At 45.9% G+C, this 17,253-nt stretch carries 21 protein-coding genes and 1 pseudogene; 5 read left to right on the forward strand and 17 right to left on the reverse strand.

Features of this window, described 5'->3' with window-relative positions:
- Positions 1–131: 131 nt before the first annotated feature.
- The 6 genes from GSY63_RS01355 to GSY63_RS01380 all read right to left on the reverse strand — a co-directional run bounded on the left by GSY63_RS01355 (position 132) and on the right by GSY63_RS01380 (position 7,999).
- Complete coding sequence (locus GSY63_RS01355; RefSeq protein ID WP_166584021.1) at positions 132–1,160, reverse strand: hypothetical protein; 1,029 nt, start codon at positions 1,158–1,160, stop codon at positions 132–134.
- A 10-nt stretch (positions 1,161–1,170) separates the two neighbouring features.
- Positions 1,171–2,157 (reverse strand): hypothetical protein, encoded by a 987-nt coding sequence (locus tag GSY63_RS01360; protein ID WP_166584022.1) that lies wholly within the window; start codon positions 2,155–2,157, stop codon positions 1,171–1,173.
- Positions 2,158–2,265: 108 nt separating this feature from the next.
- Positions 2,266–5,475: an error-prone DNA polymerase gene (locus GSY63_RS01365; protein WP_166584023.1), complete on the reverse strand. Its 3,210-nt coding sequence runs from the start codon at positions 5,473–5,475 to the stop codon at positions 2,266–2,268.
- Positions 5,472–6,974: a Y-family DNA polymerase gene (locus GSY63_RS01370; protein ID WP_166584024.1), complete on the reverse strand. Its 1,503-nt coding sequence runs from the start codon at positions 6,972–6,974 to the stop codon at positions 5,472–5,474. The genes GSY63_RS01365 and GSY63_RS01370 overlap by 4 nt, the downstream gene beginning before the upstream one ends.
- Positions 6,967–7,692: an ImuA family protein gene (locus tag GSY63_RS01375; protein ID WP_208094417.1), complete on the reverse strand. Its 726-nt coding sequence runs from the start codon at positions 7,690–7,692 to the stop codon at positions 6,967–6,969. The genes GSY63_RS01370 and GSY63_RS01375 overlap by 8 nt, the downstream gene beginning before the upstream one ends.
- Before the next feature lie 10 nt (positions 7,693–7,702).
- Positions 7,703–7,999, reverse strand: a complete 297-nt coding sequence (locus GSY63_RS01380; RefSeq protein WP_166584026.1) for a hypothetical protein — start codon at positions 7,997–7,999, stop codon at positions 7,703–7,705.
- A gap of 209 nt (positions 8,000–8,208) precedes the next feature.
- On the opposite strand from GSY63_RS01380, the gene GSY63_RS24655 reads away from it, so the two are divergent.
- Positions 8,209–8,349, forward strand: a complete 141-nt coding sequence (locus GSY63_RS24655; RefSeq protein WP_208094419.1) for a hypothetical protein — start codon at positions 8,209–8,211, stop codon at positions 8,347–8,349.
- Between the two features lie 9 nt (positions 8,350–8,358).
- Positions 8,359–8,970 (forward strand): alpha-ketoglutarate-dependent dioxygenase AlkB family protein, encoded by a 612-nt coding sequence (locus GSY63_RS01390; RefSeq protein WP_166584028.1) that lies wholly within the window; start codon positions 8,359–8,361, stop codon positions 8,968–8,970.
- Between the two features lie 122 nt (positions 8,971–9,092).
- On the opposite strand, the gene GSY63_RS01395 is transcribed toward GSY63_RS01390, so the two are convergent.
- Positions 9,093–9,341: a hypothetical protein gene (locus GSY63_RS01395; protein ID WP_166584029.1), complete on the reverse strand. Its 249-nt coding sequence runs from the start codon at positions 9,339–9,341 to the stop codon at positions 9,093–9,095.
- 66 nt (positions 9,342–9,407) lie between these two features.
- The gene (locus GSY63_RS01400) at positions 9,408–9,617 is read right to left on the reverse strand and encodes a DUF2188 domain-containing protein (protein ID WP_166584030.1); all 210 of its coding nucleotides are present in this window, start codon (positions 9,615–9,617) and stop codon (positions 9,408–9,410) included.
- A 187-nt stretch (positions 9,618–9,804) separates the two neighbouring features.
- On the opposite strand from GSY63_RS01400, the pseudogene GSY63_RS01405 reads away from it, so the two are divergent.
- Together GSY63_RS01405 and GSY63_RS01410 are read left to right on the forward strand one after the other, a co-directional pair.
- Positions 9,805–9,918: pseudogene (locus GSY63_RS01405) on the forward strand (ATP-binding protein); the annotation flags it as partial.
- A 177-nt stretch (positions 9,919–10,095) separates the two neighbouring features.
- Complete coding sequence (locus GSY63_RS01410; protein ID WP_166584031.1) at positions 10,096–10,251, forward strand: lmo0937 family membrane protein; 156 nt, start codon at positions 10,096–10,098, stop codon at positions 10,249–10,251.
- Positions 10,252–10,499: 248 nt separating this feature from the next.
- Here GSY63_RS01410 and GSY63_RS01415 read toward each other — a convergent pair whose 3' ends face one another.
- The 4 genes from GSY63_RS01415 to GSY63_RS01430 form a co-directional block, all read right to left on the reverse strand.
- Complete coding sequence (locus GSY63_RS01415) at positions 10,500–11,231, reverse strand: DUF72 domain-containing protein (protein WP_166584032.1); 732 nt, start codon at positions 11,229–11,231, stop codon at positions 10,500–10,502.
- 22 nt (positions 11,232–11,253) lie between these two features.
- Positions 11,254–11,751 (reverse strand): (2Fe-2S)-binding protein, encoded by a 498-nt coding sequence (locus GSY63_RS01420; protein WP_243749124.1) that lies wholly within the window; start codon positions 11,749–11,751, stop codon positions 11,254–11,256.
- On the reverse strand, positions 11,700–12,230 hold the full coding sequence (locus GSY63_RS01425) for a DUF1003 domain-containing protein (protein WP_243749125.1): 531 nt from the start codon (positions 12,228–12,230) through the stop codon (positions 11,700–11,702). Before GSY63_RS01425 ends, GSY63_RS01420 begins: the two co-directional genes overlap by 52 nt.
- A 437-nt stretch (positions 12,231–12,667) precedes the next feature.
- The gene (locus GSY63_RS01430) at positions 12,668–12,976 is read right to left on the reverse strand and encodes a hypothetical protein (RefSeq protein WP_166584034.1); all 309 of its coding nucleotides are present in this window, start codon (positions 12,974–12,976) and stop codon (positions 12,668–12,670) included.
- Between the two features lie 314 nt (positions 12,977–13,290).
- On the opposite strand from GSY63_RS01430, the gene GSY63_RS01435 reads away from it, so the two are divergent.
- Positions 13,291–13,686 carry a response regulator gene (locus GSY63_RS01435; RefSeq protein ID WP_166584035.1) on the forward strand — a complete coding sequence of 132 codons (396 nt, stop codon included), beginning with the start codon at positions 13,291–13,293 and terminating at the stop codon, positions 13,684–13,686.
- Positions 13,687–13,848: 162 nt separating this feature from the next.
- On the opposite strand, the gene GSY63_RS01440 is transcribed toward GSY63_RS01435, so the two are convergent.
- The 5 genes from GSY63_RS01440 to GSY63_RS01460 form a co-directional block, all read right to left on the reverse strand.
- Positions 13,849–14,391 (reverse strand): YciE/YciF ferroxidase family protein, encoded by a 543-nt coding sequence (locus tag GSY63_RS01440; RefSeq protein WP_166584036.1) that lies wholly within the window; start codon positions 14,389–14,391, stop codon positions 13,849–13,851.
- A gap of 52 nt (positions 14,392–14,443) precedes the next feature.
- The gene (locus GSY63_RS01445; protein ID WP_166584037.1) at positions 14,444–14,929 is read right to left on the reverse strand and encodes a DUF421 domain-containing protein; all 486 of its coding nucleotides are present in this window, start codon (positions 14,927–14,929) and stop codon (positions 14,444–14,446) included.
- Positions 14,930–14,998: 69 nt separating this feature from the next.
- On the reverse strand, positions 14,999–15,508 hold the full coding sequence (locus tag GSY63_RS01450; protein WP_166584038.1) for an inorganic diphosphatase: 510 nt from the start codon (positions 15,506–15,508) through the stop codon (positions 14,999–15,001).
- Positions 15,495–16,700, reverse strand: coding sequence for a DUF2252 domain-containing protein (locus GSY63_RS01455; protein WP_166584039.1), 1,206 nt, complete (start codon positions 16,698–16,700; stop codon positions 15,495–15,497). Before GSY63_RS01455 ends, GSY63_RS01450 begins: the two co-directional genes overlap by 14 nt.
- Positions 16,700–17,167 carry a low affinity iron permease family protein gene (locus GSY63_RS01460; protein ID WP_166584040.1) on the reverse strand — a complete coding sequence of 156 codons (468 nt, stop codon included), beginning with the start codon at positions 17,165–17,167 and terminating at the stop codon, positions 16,700–16,702. The genes GSY63_RS01455 and GSY63_RS01460 overlap by 1 nt, the downstream gene beginning before the upstream one ends.
- Between the last annotated feature and the right edge of the window lie 86 nt (positions 17,168–17,253).

Here is a 17,253-nt window from a genome sequence, read left to right on the forward strand (position 1 = left end):
AGCCGCTGCCGATCCGGATTAAATGCAATGCTAAAAACTGCATAGGTATCCGTTCGAATATAGAAGGCAGCGAATCAAAAAGGGTATCACAGGATGTGATACCTCGACGAATGATGTTCATTCATTTCCTATTATTGATGCCCCTTGATAAAGGACAGGCTGAACGGTGTGTTTACGCTACTATCCCAGTCTCCGTTTACTGATACGTTAAAGGCGCCGGAATTGCCAAAAAGTGAACCTGAATAAAAATATTGAGTGTTAGCTTTAATCGGGGTGTAAATGTCATACAATGTTTTCGGCATTGTTTTGGTGGCTAATACATTCCCATTCTTATCTAAACATTCCAGTATAATACCCCAATAGTAAAAAGGCCATACAACCGCACTAACTTGGTAATTTTGTTTTCCGATGTCGGACGTGGTCAACGGGAACGTGAATACAGCACTTGCGTAAGGGTCCGTTTCATGTCCATGCTCTCTTCCTGTACCATCGAACAAACTAAATCCCGGCGGGTAATTTTCAATATTCAGAACCATCTTACTGGCGTTGCTTGGAATCGGATCATTAACATTGATTGTTACCTTACCTACAACACGGTTTAATACTATATTTTTTGATATCGGCCCAACAATCGTTGTATCTAATCTCGCATAGAAGGTGCACTCTTTTAACGGGGTATTAAATGTCCAAAGCGGATCAACCCGCCCCTGAGATCCCGTTGCATCTCTATAGTCCGCGGTAATAGTTCCCAATGTTTGGGTGCCCAAAACAAGTATCTGATAGTTCCCATTTGGTATAGAGTCTTTGAAAGAACCAAAATCAGCGTCGGTCGACGATTGAATGATTTCATGGTAAGGTTTCTCACCGACGTCTACGTCATTTATTTTTCCCTTGTAAACCAGGTAATGCAAAAACTTCACCTGGTCACTCGTAGCCAAAGTCTTTTTATTAATACCATTAGTAATAAGCTGATCAGAAACGGTGAAACCCGACACCTTAAAGGTTAAGGCATTTATCTGTTTACTTCCTGATTTTTCAGGTTGACCGGGGGAATCTGTGCCGGTCTTTTTGCAGGCGTACAAACACACAGCAAGAAGTGGCAAAAGGATATACTTTTTCATCATGGTGGTAAAGGTTAAGTTAGGTCTGATCGATTTCATAAGGCATGGACTATCGTTTGCTGGATGGTATTAAACTATAACTTCCATAAAGCGGGGCATTCCACTGGTCATTGATCGTTACCGTGAAAGGAGTAGATTTGGCGAACAGCTCTCCGGTAAACACATATTGCTTGTTTGAATCAATAGAGATATATCGATCGAACTGGGCTCTTGGCATAATATTGTGGACAATCACATGGTCATTTTTATCGAGGCAGTCCAAACTAATTTCCGTGTAACTATATCGCCAGGCAGCCGCGCTGACTTCAACATCGCGCTTGCCCAGGCTTGCTGCAGGGATGTCATATAGCAAAGAAGCGGTTGGATGCCCGTTGTCATCGTACAGGCCTTCACCGTAAGTTAAATCAAGTCCGGGAGGAAAATTTTCGAAATTCAGCCTGAATTTCGCAGCATTAGATGGAATGGTATCCGTGATATGAATGATAACCTTTCCAACAATGCGGGTTAGAGATACGGACTGATTGACTTTCGCATTGATGGTGGTATCCAGCTTCTTGTAAAAGGTATTCTCACTAAAAGTATTGCTGTCGAAGGTAAATACCGGGTTGTATTTGTTCGTTTCATCCGTATAGGTTATGTGTGCGCCGTAAATCCGGCCTGCGGCCTGCGAGCCTACAAAATAGATTCCGTAGTGCCCCGGTGGTAATGAATCAGTTATGGTTCCAAAGTCTGCATCGGCAGCCTGCTGAACGATTTGGCGAAAGGGAGTTAGCCCATAATTCTTGTCGGAGATATTACCTTTATAAACCACATAGTAGAGATATTTGATCTGGTCCCTTAAGGCATTTGTCGTTTTGACTGAACCAAGAGGCTTTGTTGTGGTGCTAAACTGGGGGACGGTAAAACTTATTGGAACAAATGCAGCATTTGCCGGGGTTGGTGCCTGACTGTCCGGGCTTTTGTGGGATGAATTATCCTTTTTACAGGAACTGGAGATCATGCATACGATCAGAAAGACAAAGTGGTAGCGGTTCATTGGCTTAGATTTTAACCTAAAGTTAATTTTGCCGTTTGGTAAAAGTTAGCGAGTTGACCACTTGATTAGCAAAGTGTAAACAAATGTTAAGTGCGGTTTGGCAGGTGTTTATTTAAAATTCCTGCCTTTGTCCAGATAATCTCCCGGCTGTGGTTGCTGGCTCTTCAACGGTTTATCTATGGGTATGAACGGCGACGCTTTTTCATCTGCACGTGATAAGGTTAGTACCGGCTGCTGTTCGTTTCGGATCACCGTCAGGTCGCCCAGCAATTTAGTGATATCAAAAACCCGCCGAACAATGATGTGTGTGACTTCGGTTTGCTCGACCACGCCCTCTACCATCAATAACCTGGCATGCAGGATTTCTTTTCGGTACCTATCAAAAAGCTTAGGGAATACGACCAGGTTAGTAGTACCCGTTTCATCCTCCAGTGTAATAAAACATACGCCCTTCGCCGTCCCTGGACGCTGACGGACGAGAATCAAGCCTGCCGTTTTAATGATCTTTTTATTTTCCGTTTGGTTGGCGGCTTTGGCAGTTTTGATATGCAGCAATTCCAATGTATTCCGGATAAAACTGACCGGGTGCCCCTTGATCGAAAGGCCGGTGGTCGCATAATCCTGCACCACATGTTCGGAAAGCCGTAACGATGGCAGGTCCACTTCCGGTTCATAAAGGCTTTCTGACGGCTGCCCCTGCATGAGTTGCACTGGGCGGTCGTGGAGAGCGGCAACTTCCCAGAGTGCACGCCTTCGGTCCATGTCCATCGAACGGAAAGCATCGGCATTCGCCAGTTTTTCCATCGTGGCAACGCTTACCCCAGCGTCGCAGATTTCATGAGGTGCATTGTAAGGTCTGATCCTGCCCGCCACCAGTTTTTCCATTTCTTCCTGGCGGATGCCATCAATTTCGCGGAAGCCTAAACGCATCGCAAAATAGTTTCCTTGCCTGGCTTCCAGCGTATTGTCCCACTGCGATCGGTTCACATCAATAGGTAGCATCTGGACGCCGTGTTCCCGTGCATTGCGCACAATTTGGGCGGGTTGGTAAAATCCCATGGGCTGACTGTTGAGTAATGCCGCGGCGAACACCTCCGGGTAATAAAATTTCAACCAGCAAGAAACGTAGACCAGCAGGGCAAAGCTTGCTGCGTGGCTTTCGGGGAATCCATAACTTCCAAACCCTTCGAGCTGCTTAAATATTCGCCGGGCATAATCTTCACTATAGCCTCTCGAAGTCATGCCACTAATCAGTTTATGCTCGAACTTGCTCACCATCCCGTTAAACTTAAAGGTGGCCATAGTCCGGCGAAGCAGATCGGCCTCTCCGGGCGTGAAACCCGCGGCTACAATCGCAAGTTCCATCGCCTGTTCCTGGAATAGGGGAACCCCCAGGGTGCGCTCGAGAATCGACCGGATTTCATCGGATGGATAATCTACCGCTTCTTCACCATTTCTTCGCCGGATATAGGGGTGCACCATATCGCCTTGGATCGGCCCAGGCCGTACAATAGCCACTTCGATCACCAGGTCATAAAAACAAGTGGGCTTCATCCGGGGGAGCATGGACATTTGTGCGCGGCTCTCGATCTGGAAAACACCGAGTGTGTCGGCAGCGGTGATCATTTCATAAACCTTGGGATCGTCCTGCGGAATATTGGCTAAAGTGAGCGTAATACCATAATGGTTTTGCACGAGGTCAAAAGCTTTACGAATACAGGTCAGCATGCCCAAGGCCAGGATATCCACTTTCATAAAACCCAGTGCATCGATATCATCTTTGTTCCATTCGATATTGGTACGGTTCTCCATACGGGCGTGAAAGATCGGGCAGAGGTCGCTTAACTTGCCATCCGTAATCACAAAGCCTCCCGTGTGTTGTCCAAGCTGTCGTGGAAAGCCTATGAGCTGGGAGGTCAGTTCAATCACTTTCAGCAGGTGCGGATCTTGACGGTTGAGGCCCAAAGCGCCGAGCTGTTCTGCGGTCAGTTCATCATCAGAAAGGCTGCCAAACGCATCCGATAATTGTTTGACTACATCGACAGAAAGTCCCATGGCCCGGCCAACATCATTGACAGCCCCCTTATAATGCAGCATGAATACTGTCGGGAGGATTGCGGCGCGGTCGCGGCCGAAGCGGTTATAGACGTATTGGATCACTTCTTCGCGCCGCTCATGTTCGAAGTCAACGTCGATATCCGGCGGCTCGTTGCGTTCCTTGGAGAGGAAACGGGCGAATAGTAAATTGGATTTGTCCGGTGCGACCGAGGTAATTCCCAGTACAAAGCAAACGGCGGAGTTAGCAGCAGAGCCCCGGCCCTGACACAGGATATGCTGATTTCGGGCCCAGCTCACATAATCTTCGACGGTCAAAAAGTAGTTGGGCGTATCCGTATCGGCGATGATTTCCAGTTCTTCATTAATTGCCTTGCTCACCTTTTCGGGAACGTCGTTACCGTAAAATGCATGAGCTCCTTTCCAGGTCAGGTATTCCAGTTGCTGCATCGGGGTGCGCCCATCCGTCGTCAGTTCATTGGGATATTGATATTTCAAGGATTTCAGGTCGAACCGGCAGGCATCGGCAATTGCCCAGGCATTCGAAATGGCTTCCGGGAAAGCCCGGAAAAGGCGCTCCATTTCTGCTTTCTCCTTTAAATGCCGTTCTGCATTCTGGTTGAGCTTGTAACCGGCGTTAAATATGGTGCACTTCTCCCGTACGCAGGTTAATACATCCTGCAGTTCCCGCCTGGAAACATGATGATAATGGACGTCGTTGGTAGCTACCATCGGGATGCCGAGTTCGGATAACAGGAATAGGCGCTTGGCGTCGTCACCGGTATAATATTTGGTTGCCGCCAGATAAAGGTTCGGCAGGTTTTGCCGGTATTCTTTCGCCTGGTGCTGGAATACCAGTTCAAACTCAAAATCGGGCGTAATCCGGTCTGGAGGTATCAGGATGAAATAGCTGCCCTCTGCATGCTCATAAACATCCCGCTTGGAGACATAGCATTTTTCTTTTTCGGCCCGGAGATTCCCTAATGTCAGCAGGGCGGATAGCCGGGCATAGGCATGCTTGTCAGTGGGGTAGGCCAGCAGGCTTGGCCCGTCCAACAGATCAAGCCGAACACCCGGGATGAGCCGGATGTTCCGGTCTTTAGCTACCTGGTACGCACGGACGATGCCGGCGAACGTGTTACGGTCGGTGATCCCGATGGCATCGTAGCCCAGATCCGCCGCCTGATCGACGAGTTCCTCCGGATGGCTGCCGCCACGCCGGAAGCTGAAGTTCGTTGTGACCTGTAGTTCGATGTAACTCATGCGAAAAACCCGTGTAAATACCAGTGCTGCTGGTTAGATGCGCTATAGTGCCCCGAGCGGAAAAGCCAGTAGCGCCGTCCCGCTTCATCTTCGGCGATGTAATAATCCCGGTGCTCACCTGGTTCGAGCCACCATTCCCGTTCGATACGCTCGGGCCCGTCGGCCGCAACGACAATATGCTGCTCGCCCCTCCAGATAAACATCCTCGGTGGGTAATCGGGTGTCAGCGCCATGGCTTCAATAGGTTCCGGACGGTCCAGCAGCTGCATGGGGCGGGGTTTGTCCGTTCGCCATTCGCTTGCAGGTGCCTTTTTAAGATCTGTATCCCGTTTCGGCGTCCGTTCCGGCCAGTAATGTTCACCGGGTAGGTAACGATGGATATGGACAGCGCCGATCCGGCCGGCGAGCCGGTCCAGTAGTTCTGCCACTTCTTCATTATCCGTTCCGCCTTTCGCGGACCACAGCTCACTTTGCTTATCAGTAGTGGCTTCCGTTTTAAGGGCATCCAAAACAAATAATTCAATCCCCAGTCCGGGCGCAATGGTGTCCAATTTGCTGAAAAACAATTTGAACAGGTGTTCTTTCCGGTTACTGGCGTGGTTGGTGCCTATAGTGATGTTGCCATTTTTTCCGTCCATCCGGTACCAGGTCAGCATGGCGGACCTTACGCCCAATCCCTCACCGTAAAGTCGCTTGCCTAATTTTTCAAGGAGCCTATGCAGCGCGATCTCAATCACCGGACGCGTGGAGATGGGTTCCAGACATTCCAGGCGTTCGCTATAGGGCAGGGGTTCTTTGATGGGAAATAGATACTCGACTTCCTGGCCCAGGGCTTGCTGTAAACGCAGCACCATGTTCTTGCCAAATCGCCGGCGCAGCACAGCGTTGGGCATATAGATAAAGCTACTGATCTGGTGCAGGCCCAGGTTTTGCAATTTGAGTAAAATATCGATAGGTAAACGTAGGGCAGAAGGGGGTAGGGGCATGAGCGCATTCCGGTGCGTACCTTCGGGCACGATCAACCCCGAGCTTGCGCAGCGCGCCATACCCCAGGCAGCGCCGATGGTATCGGCGATGGCCATGCGAACATCATATCCTGCCGTTTTCAAGCGGGAAGCGATCTCCCGCAAATAAGCTGGCTCACCGCCTTTCAAATGCGTACAGCCGGTGATATCCAGCAGCAATCCGTCCGGCGGGTCAAGCTGTACCAGTGGCGTATAGCGCAGGCACCATTCCGCAAGGCCGGTCAGGAGCTTGAGGTTGCGGCCGGGTTTACCATCAAAGACTAACAGGTCCGGTGCGATAACCCGCGCATCAGCTACCGTCATGCCTTCGGTTACTCCGAATTGATACGCTTCTTCATTGAGCGCAGTAACGAGCATGCGTCCATGGTCCGGTTCAGCGAACACATAGGCTTTCCCTTTCAGCCCAGGCTGGCGGATCGCCTTCTGGTCTGTGAGCAGATGCCGAAACCATATGGATGCAAAACGTTTAGGCATAACGGCGGGATGGTTGGATCGTTTGCGGTATGATAACTGTTTGAAAACTTTGTTTTTTCCATTCTACAGTCCAGCTGCCTGGCTTGCCGTTCCTGACTTTTAAGAGTTCGACCTGCCAGCGAGGGTGACCCACGCCGGGCATGCCGGTCCTTAGCTGGCTGCGCACGGTTCTGATTTGCCAACGCGTCATACAAGCCGTCGTATTCGCTTTTTTTACATCTTTTCGCAGGATAAAGCCGGTAACCTGGCTTTTTTCTACGGCTAACTGCAAGCGCTGGGATTCCGTAAAGTTTAGGGATTGCGTTTCACAAATTAATGCGGCCACACCTTCACATTTGAGCGCTTCCTCGGTCACCCAAAGCAAATCTTTTTGCAAGGGCACATCCACAAAAATGACGCGGTCCGGATCAACCCCGAAGAGTTTCAGGGCGGGAGGGTATATGCGGCGAGTATAGCTGACCCAAAGGCAGGCGCCACCATTGTTCAATAGTTTTTGAACCAGGCCGACTATAAAACCACCGCTTGCGGCCGTATCTTCCGGACTGCTGCTGATGAATTCATGGATCGCCCCGGTAGGGAACACGCTGCCGGGGAATGCTGCGGCGATTGGGCCGAGACCCAGGTTATGGCCCGCGCCCGGAAGGGGCGGCCGGAAACCTTCCCAGCGCAGCATATCCTGCCGAAGTTTGCTGATTAGTTGTTCTTTGCTTGGAGCCATGCTATGATAGTTAAAAATCGAAAACCATTTGATCCGAATTCCAGTTGCGGCTGTCATGATACTGCCGGATAGCCTGGGCAATGACGTTGACTTCGGGAGGTGTAAAAACTTCGTCCTCGCTGAAACCGATGAGATCGTCCGGCAACATCTGTTCCTCCTCCACATTCACAAAAACGATGGCGCAATCGCGGAATGTCCTGACCTGGTAGCGCATAAAACCTGCCATATCGGCGAGCGGATCCAATTGTTCGACAGAAAACGTCACCGGCCGTGCGCCAAGTTCGATTTGTAAATTAAAGGGTACCATGTTTGATCAGTTTGGGGACTACAAAGTTATGCTAATATTTTTAGCATTTTCACTATCGTTTTTACAATTTTTTGTTCACATTTGTTTTCATGAGAAGTAAGTTGTTTCAAGAAAGACCCGAAACCGCGAGGACTGACTCCGAAAGGTGGGTGCGTATTTTCCCGGACAAAGGGGAAGGTTATGTCTTGTATGATGCGTTGGAGGAACGTATGCTGGGAAGGATTCTGGTTGACCAAAATGATAACTGGATATACGACGGCACTTTGCTCACTTTAGAAGAGCAGGAAGATCTTGCAGCTTTTATTACAGGCTCCCGCAAAGAAATGGATGATTTAATCCTGGGTTTATAAAAAGACGAGATGGTAGAACAATTATGTTTTTTTCCGGAGGCCGGCCAAAGTAAGGGTCTACCTGATGAATTTTTAAAATACAGTCCCGGACTGTTTAGCCAGGCTGAAGGAGATCATTTTTTAAACACGTTTATCGGTACCGCTCCCTGGAAACAAACAGTACAAAAAATGTATGACAAGGAGTTACTGACGCCACGCCTGACAGCCTGGTATGGTGATTTGGGGACGGATTACTCCCAGCCCGGCAGGATATCCCATCCAACTCCCTGGACGCCGGAACTGCTGGCCATTAAAGCTAAAATAGAACCATTGGCCGGTGTTGAATTTAACAGCGTTTTGCTGAATTATTACCGGGATGGCAATGATTCCGTCGCCTGGCATAGCGATAAGGAAAGTATCCTGGGAAAACACCCCGTTATTGCTTCGGTTACGTTCGGACAAGTGCGCAGTTTTGATATCCGCCGTAAGGCCGACCACAATGAAAAATATTCGGTTCGTTTGGAGCACGGGTCGTTTTTATTGATGAAGAGCGGCTTGCAAGAACATTGGGAGCATCGTATCGCAAAATCGGTCAAGCCAATGAAGCCAAGGGTTAATTTGACTTTTCGGGTTGTGATGTAAAATTCGAAAAGACCCTTGCTACCGCCATCGCATACTTTCGCTTTTACCTAACCGATCGATGAGTGCAGTCTCCGTCGAAAATAGTGTTATGTCTATAACCTTATCGGCTACGTCAACGTTGATCAGGTCATTGAAGTTAATACCTTAGCAATAGCCTCAATTAATGAGTTAGTTATAGGAGGGATTTGAGAAGCGATTGGGCTTTCTTTTAAAAGTGCACGATAATTTCCTTCTTCATCTTGTTCGAATTGAATGATCTGATCCTGAACATCTACGCTGATCCTGTAGAAATAGCCAAAACGTTGTACGATTCCCTTAAACTCAAACCGCTCTTCTTCGAAATTTACCGGGATATAAATGACGTTGTCCATGCAGCTCAAATATATATAAATGTAAATTCAAGTAGCAGTCAAAAGAAATTTCCGAAACGTTAACGGTCAAACACTCTTCGTGTTTTCCTGAATGGCTGGTACTTCATCCGGATGATGCTCAAAATGAACTCGTGCCTGTTTCAGGCCGATAGCGATAGCCTCTCCTTCATTACGGGTTGTCTTCAAAACTTCATTGGCGATTTCCACCGCTTTATCACGAAGATATTTTGGTTGGTTCTTATATGATGGCGGATAATCGCCGTTATACCAAGGCATAATTCCTCCTTTTTTACGAATAAAAGTTATAATTCACGTAAGCTTTTCATTACTGAACCAGCAATAATTCCGCCAAAGGTGTACCATGCTAGGGTCAATATTTGGGTCTTTCCGCTTCGGGTAATGGGTGCATCGCTGAGGCCCGTGGGCTTATTAGCGCGCAGAATACTCCGGAAAACATTACTCAGGTTTAGGGCTTGGACTTTACATCTGTGAGATCGTTAGAACCCACGGCGGCGAAATTGGGGTAGATAGCCAGTTAGGAATCGGGAGTACCTTTTGGTTTAGACAGCCCTTATAATTCTATTTAATATGGATGTATGTTAAAATAATATTTAAAACAAAAAACTGGCCTGTAAAAAGTACTATAATTTGTAGAAATTTTAGTTAACCGCATATTCATCGGAAACAGCAAAATGGTAAGGTATTTGTTTAAGTGATCAACATCACGAATATTAATCACTTAAACATATTTACCATGAGATCAATTTTGTACATCATTGCCGTTATCCTGATTATTGGATGGTTATTAGGCGCTTTTGTTTATTCAGTAGGCGGGTTAATTCATATTTTATTAGTACTAGCCATTATTTCCTTAGTCTTCGGATTTTTAAGAAGAGATACGGTAGTTTAATAGTAAATAGATAAAATGAAGAAAGCCGCTATCATAGCGGCTTTCTTCATTTTATCGTAACCTACAACTCTACAAAACGACTTGGTCCGGTTGCTTAATCTACATTAATAAGGGGGAATAAACTTTATCGACAATAATCATAGTCGATGCTGGATTATCTCAAGACTGATCCAACTGAGCTAGATTACCTTTGGGAAGTTGATTTAAGTTTTTACTTTAGAAAACAATTGTAATGCAACAGGAGGAAGCTAAGATTTTAAATAATGTTTCAAAAGATTCAAATTATTTAGCGCGTCGCCTGCGGTGTTATTAAAGTAACAATACACCATCTTGTCTTCTTGCAACCATTCCCTGATATACGTTGCATACTCATAAAGCAACTCCTCCGAGTAGCTTCCTTTGTAATTGCCCTCCGGTCCGTGAAAACGAAGGTAAATTATTTCGTCAGAGGTTACTTCCATAGGTGACGGCGCTTTGGGCATATCCTGAATGACCATAGCAACTTGAAAACTGTTTAGTAACTCGTACACCTTATCGTTATACCAGGAGTTGTGGCGAAACTCAACTGCCACGATCCAATCGCTGGTACTTAATAATTGCAATAGCTCTTCCAGCTGCCCGAGCGCACCAATTTGTAGGCTGGGTGGAAATTGTACTAAAAGGCAGCCTCTTTTTTCGGCGGGGATATTGATAACATGCAAAAACCTGATCACCTCCTCAGCTTTAAAAATGAGGTTTTTTTGATGCGTGATCTCCTTCCAAAGCTTAAAAGTAAAACGAAAATTTAAAGGTACATCAGCAGCCCATTTGCTCACAGTTTTAGCCAGCGGCAATTTATAAAAGGAACTATTAACCTCCAGGCTGTTTAAATGGTGCGCATAAAAGGCGAGCCGTGATTTCTCCGCATGCTCCGGAGGAAAAACCCTTTTAGGCATGGAAATTTTGATTCCACTTGTACCACCGTAAAATTGTCCAGGCATATCAGGGCTTTTTTAACGTGAACTAGTGCTGCGGATCGGTATTTTCGATCTTCGCCAGATTGCGTGTTGCGGGACCGGTTAACACTTTTCCGTCGATGTCAAACCGCGCGCCATGACAGGGGCAATCCCAACTCTTTTCCTCGCTGTTCCATCCGACAATGCAGCCCGCATGCGTGCAAACTGGGCTTAAGGCATGGATCGTTCCTGCATCATCACGATAAGCAGCAATTTTCTTCCCGTCTACCTCGACTACCTTTCCAGCACCGGGCTTTAACCGTTTCAGCGAATCGCTTTCATGTATACCAAACCGGTCGGCTATGAAATGATAAGCCACATCTGCATTCTCTTTCACTAATTCACTGAAACTATCTAACGGTTTAACGCGTGATGGACGGAACAGATCTTTATATTTATTCCTGACACCCAGCACCGCATCACTGAGGATCTTACCGGCAATACTACCTAACATCATACCGTTTCCATTATAACCGGTTGCACAGTAAATGCCCTCTGCCGCCATCGGCATTTGTCCGATGTAAGGCAAGCCATCCACCGGTACATTGCTTTCAGATCGGTATCGCTCTTCATCTCCTCCAGTTCCTTATTATCAATAGCCGTATTGAGCCCAAGTTTTTGATGGATCTCATGTACTAGCGTCAATAGCCGGGTAACCTCTTCTTCCGCACGGACATTAACTTCAAATTCCACATCACGCTGAATGCTTTCTATCTTTCCCTGTCGGTTCTGGTTGATCAGCACGGTGACCGATAAGATAATGGCGAAAATGGAGACGCCCATTTCCAATAATGGAAAAGGGAAAGGATCAAAATGATGGACGTTCGGCAAGAGGTTCCATCCAATCCAAACGCTAAAGAAAAAGACACATGCAGCGAGAAACCTGCCGCTGCCCAAAAAGGCGATCAGTTTGACGGTTACCTTATCCACGGGCGTTTTAGTAAAGTCCAGTTCTGATTTGAGAGGTTTCGCTTGCTTTGTCATAATTCTCTTATAATTGCAGTAAATTAACTAATTATTAAACCCAATACCCCATGTTCAAGTTTTTGACCCGGCTGATTCTTTTTGTCAGCCCGCTATGTTGCCAGGCACAATCCAATCACGCCCCAGCAGCAATGACCCGGGCACTGTTGAATTATGGGAGAAGCAAAAAAGCGTACGACCCTCAATGGGATGCCTCGCAAGAAAGCACAGCGCCGCAATGACTTTTAACTTTCTGCTTTCGCAGAACTTATGAGGGTATCATTAAAAAAAAGTAGAACTATGCTCACCGAATTGGTAATTATGGACAAGTTTTTGAAAATTGTTGATTTTACCTTATCAAGAGGAGCTTGAACAATAGGTCGAAAGAAAGGATATTTAATTACTACAACAATGTGGTGCGATCAAGCAATAACTATTTGTCGGCGCTTGTCAGTCAATTAGTTTGCTTCATTGCTGAAGACTGAAATCAGGAGGATCATGGACGAAGAAAATTGGAATCGAATGTATTCCAAATCAGGCTGCTTCATGTTTTTTACGGCCTGTAGTTCCATTTGCAATAATTGAATTTTAGTAGCTTTTTTGCGCTGGGCTTTGAATTTACTGGTAACGACCATTGGTTCGACGGGCAATGCATGCTCGACAGCTTCTTCCACGTATTCAATGATTTTATCTATACTTTCACTTTGCTGTATTTTGCTTTTTAAAGTTGCCAGTTTCTGAATCAATATTTGCTGCTTGGCGATCATCTCAATAGTTCAATTGTTAGGACTGAATTTAAAGTTTAGCGCTCGAATTATGCAAAATACGATACCCGGTATTTTAACGGTAATTTGGCGCCCATCTTAGGCAACTGTATCTTAATAGCAATCTTACCTTCCTAAATCAGCCCCCTGGAAAATCATGGATGATTCGTTGCTAAAGGTTTTACATTGCGATTTGAGGATTGATGTATCATTGCCAAACTTTCTGGGTATATTTTAGTTTTTATGATTTAAAATATGTAGTAACATGCAGTTCTATTTATAAATTGATTTGAAAATCCAAAAAGATAACCTGACCAGTGCATATTCAAAAAACATTATTGTATATCGATGACAGCCAAATTGATCATGATATATTAGAATTCAGGCAGCGCGCATATCGGCTTTTCGATCATGTAGATCACTATCTTGATGGGCGGTCTGCAATTAAATTTTTGACTGAACATAGGTGTAACCCGAGTATGCTGCCTGATGTCATATTTGTCGACTTGTATATGAAGGGTTACGACGGCTGGCATTTCCTGGATGATTATAGTCGTTTAGCTCCTTATCTTATCAAACACATGAATGTGTATATCATATCGTCATCGGTAGATAAGAACGATATAGCTAACGCCGCAAAGTACAAGTTTGTTCATGGATACCTGACGAAACCCGTAATATTGGACGGCATTAGTAAATTTGATTTTTACTAAAACGACCCCTTGGATAACGTTGGCACGGAGGCTGACCGGGAAGAACTATAAGATATTATTTACTATCCCTCGTAAGTTCTGATCTATAAAATCAAGTATCTGTTGGTTAAAATATCAAAGGGCTACATTTATGTAGCCCTTTAACAGGTATTTAAATAGTAATTATTCAAGTTCTGCTGCTGCAGCTTGATTTACATAGTTCTCTGCTACCTGGGTCAATAAAGAATCCGCGTTTTTTTCTTCGGCTAAGGTTTCATCAAGCAGGCTTTGAGCTTCACTAAAACCTAACGTCCCGGCTAAAGTGCGCAGGGTTCCGTAAGAAGCGATCTCGTAATGCTCGACTTTCTGTGCAGCTGAAATGATGGCAACATCCCGTACTTCAGTACCTTTGTCAGTATCTTCCAAAAGTTCGGTCGCTTCTTTCAACAGGCCTTCCATGGCTAAGCATTTTTTGGCGCTTGCTTTTTCACCAATGGAGGCAAAAACGCTTTCCAACCGGTTAACATGGTTCTTGGTTTCTTCTAGGTGATTCGTAATTGTTGTCTTGAGGTCTTCTGAAGTCGCACCTTTGATCATTTTGGGTAAAGCAGATGCCAGATGCTTCTCGGCCCAATAAATATCCTTGATCTCGTCGATGAACAATTCTCTTAATGCGCTTTCCGCTTCGACGGTGCGGGCCGTGTTTTTGCTTGTTTTAGTTTTCATAGTCTTTGATTTTAATGATGTATCCTAATCATGCAATTTCCATTCCACAAAATTATTTTTTGATAGCGCTGATCTTGCCGTTGCGCTCCATGTAAACTTTTTTGATTTGCTCCATATTTTCGGTGAGGGCAGATTCACGCACACCTTGCATAATGTCTTCTTCGCACACCAGCGCCTTTTTCATGTGCTCCTGCAAGAACAGGCCATCCTCGTACAACAAGATCTTTTCACCTTCTACGATGCGGCTAAGTCTTTTGCTGACCGCGATCAGCCGACTGGTAACACGGTGCAGGAGCACGATCACGAAACAGCAGACCACAACAGGGACAAAAGGAGAAGCCCCTACCACCGCCCGGCTCATGATAGCCCCGAGGGATATGGCGATAATGTTATCAAGCGATGCTCGTACGCCAAATGAGCGTCTGCCTGAAATGCGAATCAATAGGAGCATGACCAGGAACATCATAATTCCCCGGCAGCTCATCTGGAGAGCGTTTAGTTTTTCACCCTCGCCAAAAAGTAGCAGTAATGTGTACATAATGTAGCGTTTTGATCTTTACCGGGCGATGGTCGCCTTTAAATTGTTTGATTTAACAGTCGCTTTTGTTCAGTCATCCGGTCTATCATCTTTTTTCCGAATGTTTACCAGCTGGACAGCTTCCGGCGCATCCAGTCTGGCTGTGATCCTGAAGTGTTTGCCCGCCTGGTCATTGTAATTGTTTAAAAAATGCTCTAGTTCATCGATTATCTCTTTCGGTAAATCTGTCAAATTGTTGACTTCCGAAAATAGCTGCGAGACAAGCGGAACACCAAGGAAACAGTCGTCCCGCATTATTCTTCCGTCATCCTCCGTTTGCTCGCATACAATTGCGCCCACGATACGGCAGTCCACGAGGCATCCTGGAAAAGTAGCATGCTCATCCACTATGATGATCTCTAACGGGGAGCCGTCTTCCCCTTTCGTGCCAGGGATTATTCCGAAATCAAATGGAAAAATTAATCCAGCAGGCAAGACCTTTTTTAGTCGAACGCGCTCTTCCTTTTCATCGTAGTCAAATTTTTGACGAAAGCCTTTCGGGCTTTCAACCATCACCGCGACGATATCATGATGTTCCATACTTTCCGTTTTTATAATCTTTTAGAAACTCTCTGTAATAATTGTTGACGGTTAAGGCGTAAAGTTGCGCATACCTGATCACCGCTTCCTGCCAGCCCTGATCAGTACCGAAAGCCATGAGCTCGTCGATCGTCCCTGAGCCTTGCATCCCTCCACTCCTCAACTGGGCCGATGCCGTAAGTGCTGCCATGTCGTCGATGACCTGGTACATATCCCGGTAATCTTTTAACAATTTGAAGTTAATACTGTCCTTCACTGGTTGCAGCTCCTGAATAATATATGAATCGCCCTGAAACTCTGTCGTACTGAGCAAAGCTGCCGGCACATTTTGCATCCGCTGTTGAACACTGATCACTCTTTGGGCTTCCGCGTCCCAATGCAATTGTTGCACGGGAACATAGGGTTGCGCCGAAGACGCGCGAGCCTGTTTCATATCTATGAGCAGGAAATGGTTCTTGGTGTTTGTACTTTTCAGCAGAAACAGATAACGCTTCAATCCGATACTTCCGGTCCCGGCAAGCCGAAACACCGAACCAATGACTTCATAATGATAGGGTCCATCGCTACTGGTTTTTATCCAATCCCGTATATGGGCATTGAGTTCCTTGCGTAGGGGTTTATTTAATTTAAAGTGCCGCTCATCTTCCATTGAAAGCCTGATGCTTTTACGTTTGCCGACCGTTCGTTTTTTAAGAAGATCCTTGTAAGTACTCCGGCTGGCGGCCCTCAGAAAATCACAAACGATCCCCTTGGCCGTCCGGGGATCAATACTCACAGCCTTGCCTTTGGCTAATGTTGCGGAGTACGTTCTAAGAAACAGTTGAGCCATATTAAACGCTTTTTCGTCTTCGAAACCCAAGTTGTCGAAAGCGATGAAAATACTGGTTACTGTTCTTACGGTCTCGTAACTCGCCGGCGCCAATAAAGCTTCGTCGAAATCGTTTAAGTCAAAATACACAAGTGTATTATCCCCTTTGTAACTGCCAAAGTTCTCGATATGTAAGTCGCCACAAATCCAGGCCAGTGGTGACAAAGGAAGCGGAGCGGCTGCAGCGAGATCTTCATAAAACAGATGACAGGTACCGCGGAAAAAGCGGAAAGCATTTTCGGCCATGGCTTCATATTTAAGCTGCACTTTATCACCCAACAATCCTTTATTAAAGTTTTTTAAACGTGTTAAAAGTGGTTCCATTACTTGACGAGGTTATGAATTCGATGGTACCTTCCCGCTTTGCTTTTCTGATTTTCCTCTGCTGCATCAATAGAATGCGTTTTGGTCAGGTCCCCATCTTTTTCCGATAGGTCTGACAATCGTATATAAAACTTACACAGCTGGTCTAGTTCTGCCTCCGTCAGGTCCTCGATATTAACCATGCGGTTGCTGCTTCCTTCATGCGAAGCGAGCAGTTCATTGAGCTTGAGGTGAACAGCCTTCGAGTCTTTATTTTGTGATTTCTGAATCAGGAAAACCATCAGAAACGTAACAATGGTCGTTCCCGTGTTGATCACCAGTTGCCAGGTTTGCGAATAGCCAAAGAGCGGACCGCTGACAGCCCAAATAATCACTGTGACAGCGGCAATGATAAATGCTGCTGAACTGCCGGTGGCAATGGTTGCCCAATTGGCGAAATTTTCAAAATAACTTTTTTTCTTTTTCATTCTTTCCATCTAATTTCAGGACACCTTACTTAATCACCTTCTAAGGAAGTTCTTTAGATATTGTTTAACTTTTCGATTAGAAACGA

It is taken from the genome of Mucilaginibacter agri, from assembly GCF_009928685.1.
Lineage (GTDB): Bacteria > Bacteroidota > Bacteroidia > Sphingobacteriales > Sphingobacteriaceae > Mucilaginibacter > Mucilaginibacter agri.

Coding starts and splice junctions, on each gene's coding strand:
- GSY63_RS01355 (WP_166584021.1), bottom strand. CDS start 1,160: ATGAAATCGATCAGACCTAACTTAACCTTTACCACCATGATGAAAAAG.
- GSY63_RS01360 (WP_166584022.1), bottom strand. CDS start 2,157: ATGAACCGCTACCACTTTGTCTTTCTGATCGTATGCATGATCTCCAGT.
- GSY63_RS01365 (WP_166584023.1), bottom strand. CDS start 5,475: ATGAGTTACATCGAACTACAGGTCACAACGAACTTCAGCTTCCGGCGT.
- GSY63_RS01370 (WP_166584024.1), bottom strand. CDS start 6,974: ATGCCTAAACGTTTTGCATCCATATGGTTTCGGCATCTGCTCACAGAC.
- GSY63_RS01375 (WP_208094417.1), bottom strand. CDS start 7,692: ATGGCTCCAAGCAAAGAACAACTAATCAGCAAACTTCGGCAGGATATG.
- GSY63_RS01380 (WP_166584026.1), bottom strand. CDS start 7,999: ATGGTACCCTTTAATTTACAAATCGAACTTGGCGCACGGCCGGTGACG.
- GSY63_RS24655 (WP_208094419.1), top strand. CDS start 8,209: ATGCTGGGAAGGATTCTGGTTGACCAAAATGATAACTGGATATACGAC.
- GSY63_RS01390 (WP_166584028.1), top strand. CDS start 8,359: ATGGTAGAACAATTATGTTTTTTTCCGGAGGCCGGCCAAAGTAAGGGT.
- GSY63_RS01395 (WP_166584029.1), bottom strand. CDS start 9,341: ATGGACAACGTCATTTATATCCCGGTAAATTTCGAAGAAGAGCGGTTT.
- GSY63_RS01400 (WP_166584030.1), bottom strand. CDS start 9,617: ATGCCTTGGTATAACGGCGATTATCCGCCATCATATAAGAACCAACCA.
- GSY63_RS01410 (WP_166584031.1), top strand. CDS start 10,096: ATGAGATCAATTTTGTACATCATTGCCGTTATCCTGATTATTGGATGG.
- GSY63_RS01415 (WP_166584032.1), bottom strand. CDS start 11,231: ATGCCTGGACAATTTTACGGTGGTACAAGTGGAATCAAAATTTCCATG.
- GSY63_RS01420 (WP_243749124.1), bottom strand. CDS start 11,751: ATGGCGGCAGAGGGCATTTACTGTGCAACCGGTTATAATGGAAACGGT.
- GSY63_RS01425 (WP_243749125.1), bottom strand. CDS start 12,230: ATGACAAAGCAAGCGAAACCTCTCAAATCAGAACTGGACTTTACTAAA.
- GSY63_RS01430 (WP_166584034.1), bottom strand. CDS start 12,976: ATGATCGCCAAGCAGCAAATATTGATTCAGAAACTGGCAACTTTAAAA.
- GSY63_RS01440 (WP_166584036.1), bottom strand. CDS start 14,391: ATGAAAACTAAAACAAGCAAAAACACGGCCCGCACCGTCGAAGCGGAA.
- GSY63_RS01445 (WP_166584037.1), bottom strand. CDS start 14,929: ATGTACACATTACTGCTACTTTTTGGCGAGGGTGAAAAACTAAACGCT.
- GSY63_RS01450 (WP_166584038.1), bottom strand. CDS start 15,508: ATGGAACATCATGATATCGTCGCGGTGATGGTTGAAAGCCCGAAAGGC.
- GSY63_RS01455 (WP_166584039.1), bottom strand. CDS start 16,700: ATGGAACCACTTTTAACACGTTTAAAAAACTTTAATAAAGGATTGTTG.
- GSY63_RS01460 (WP_166584040.1), bottom strand. CDS start 17,167: ATGAAAAAGAAAAAAAGTTATTTTGAAAATTTCGCCAATTGGGCAACC.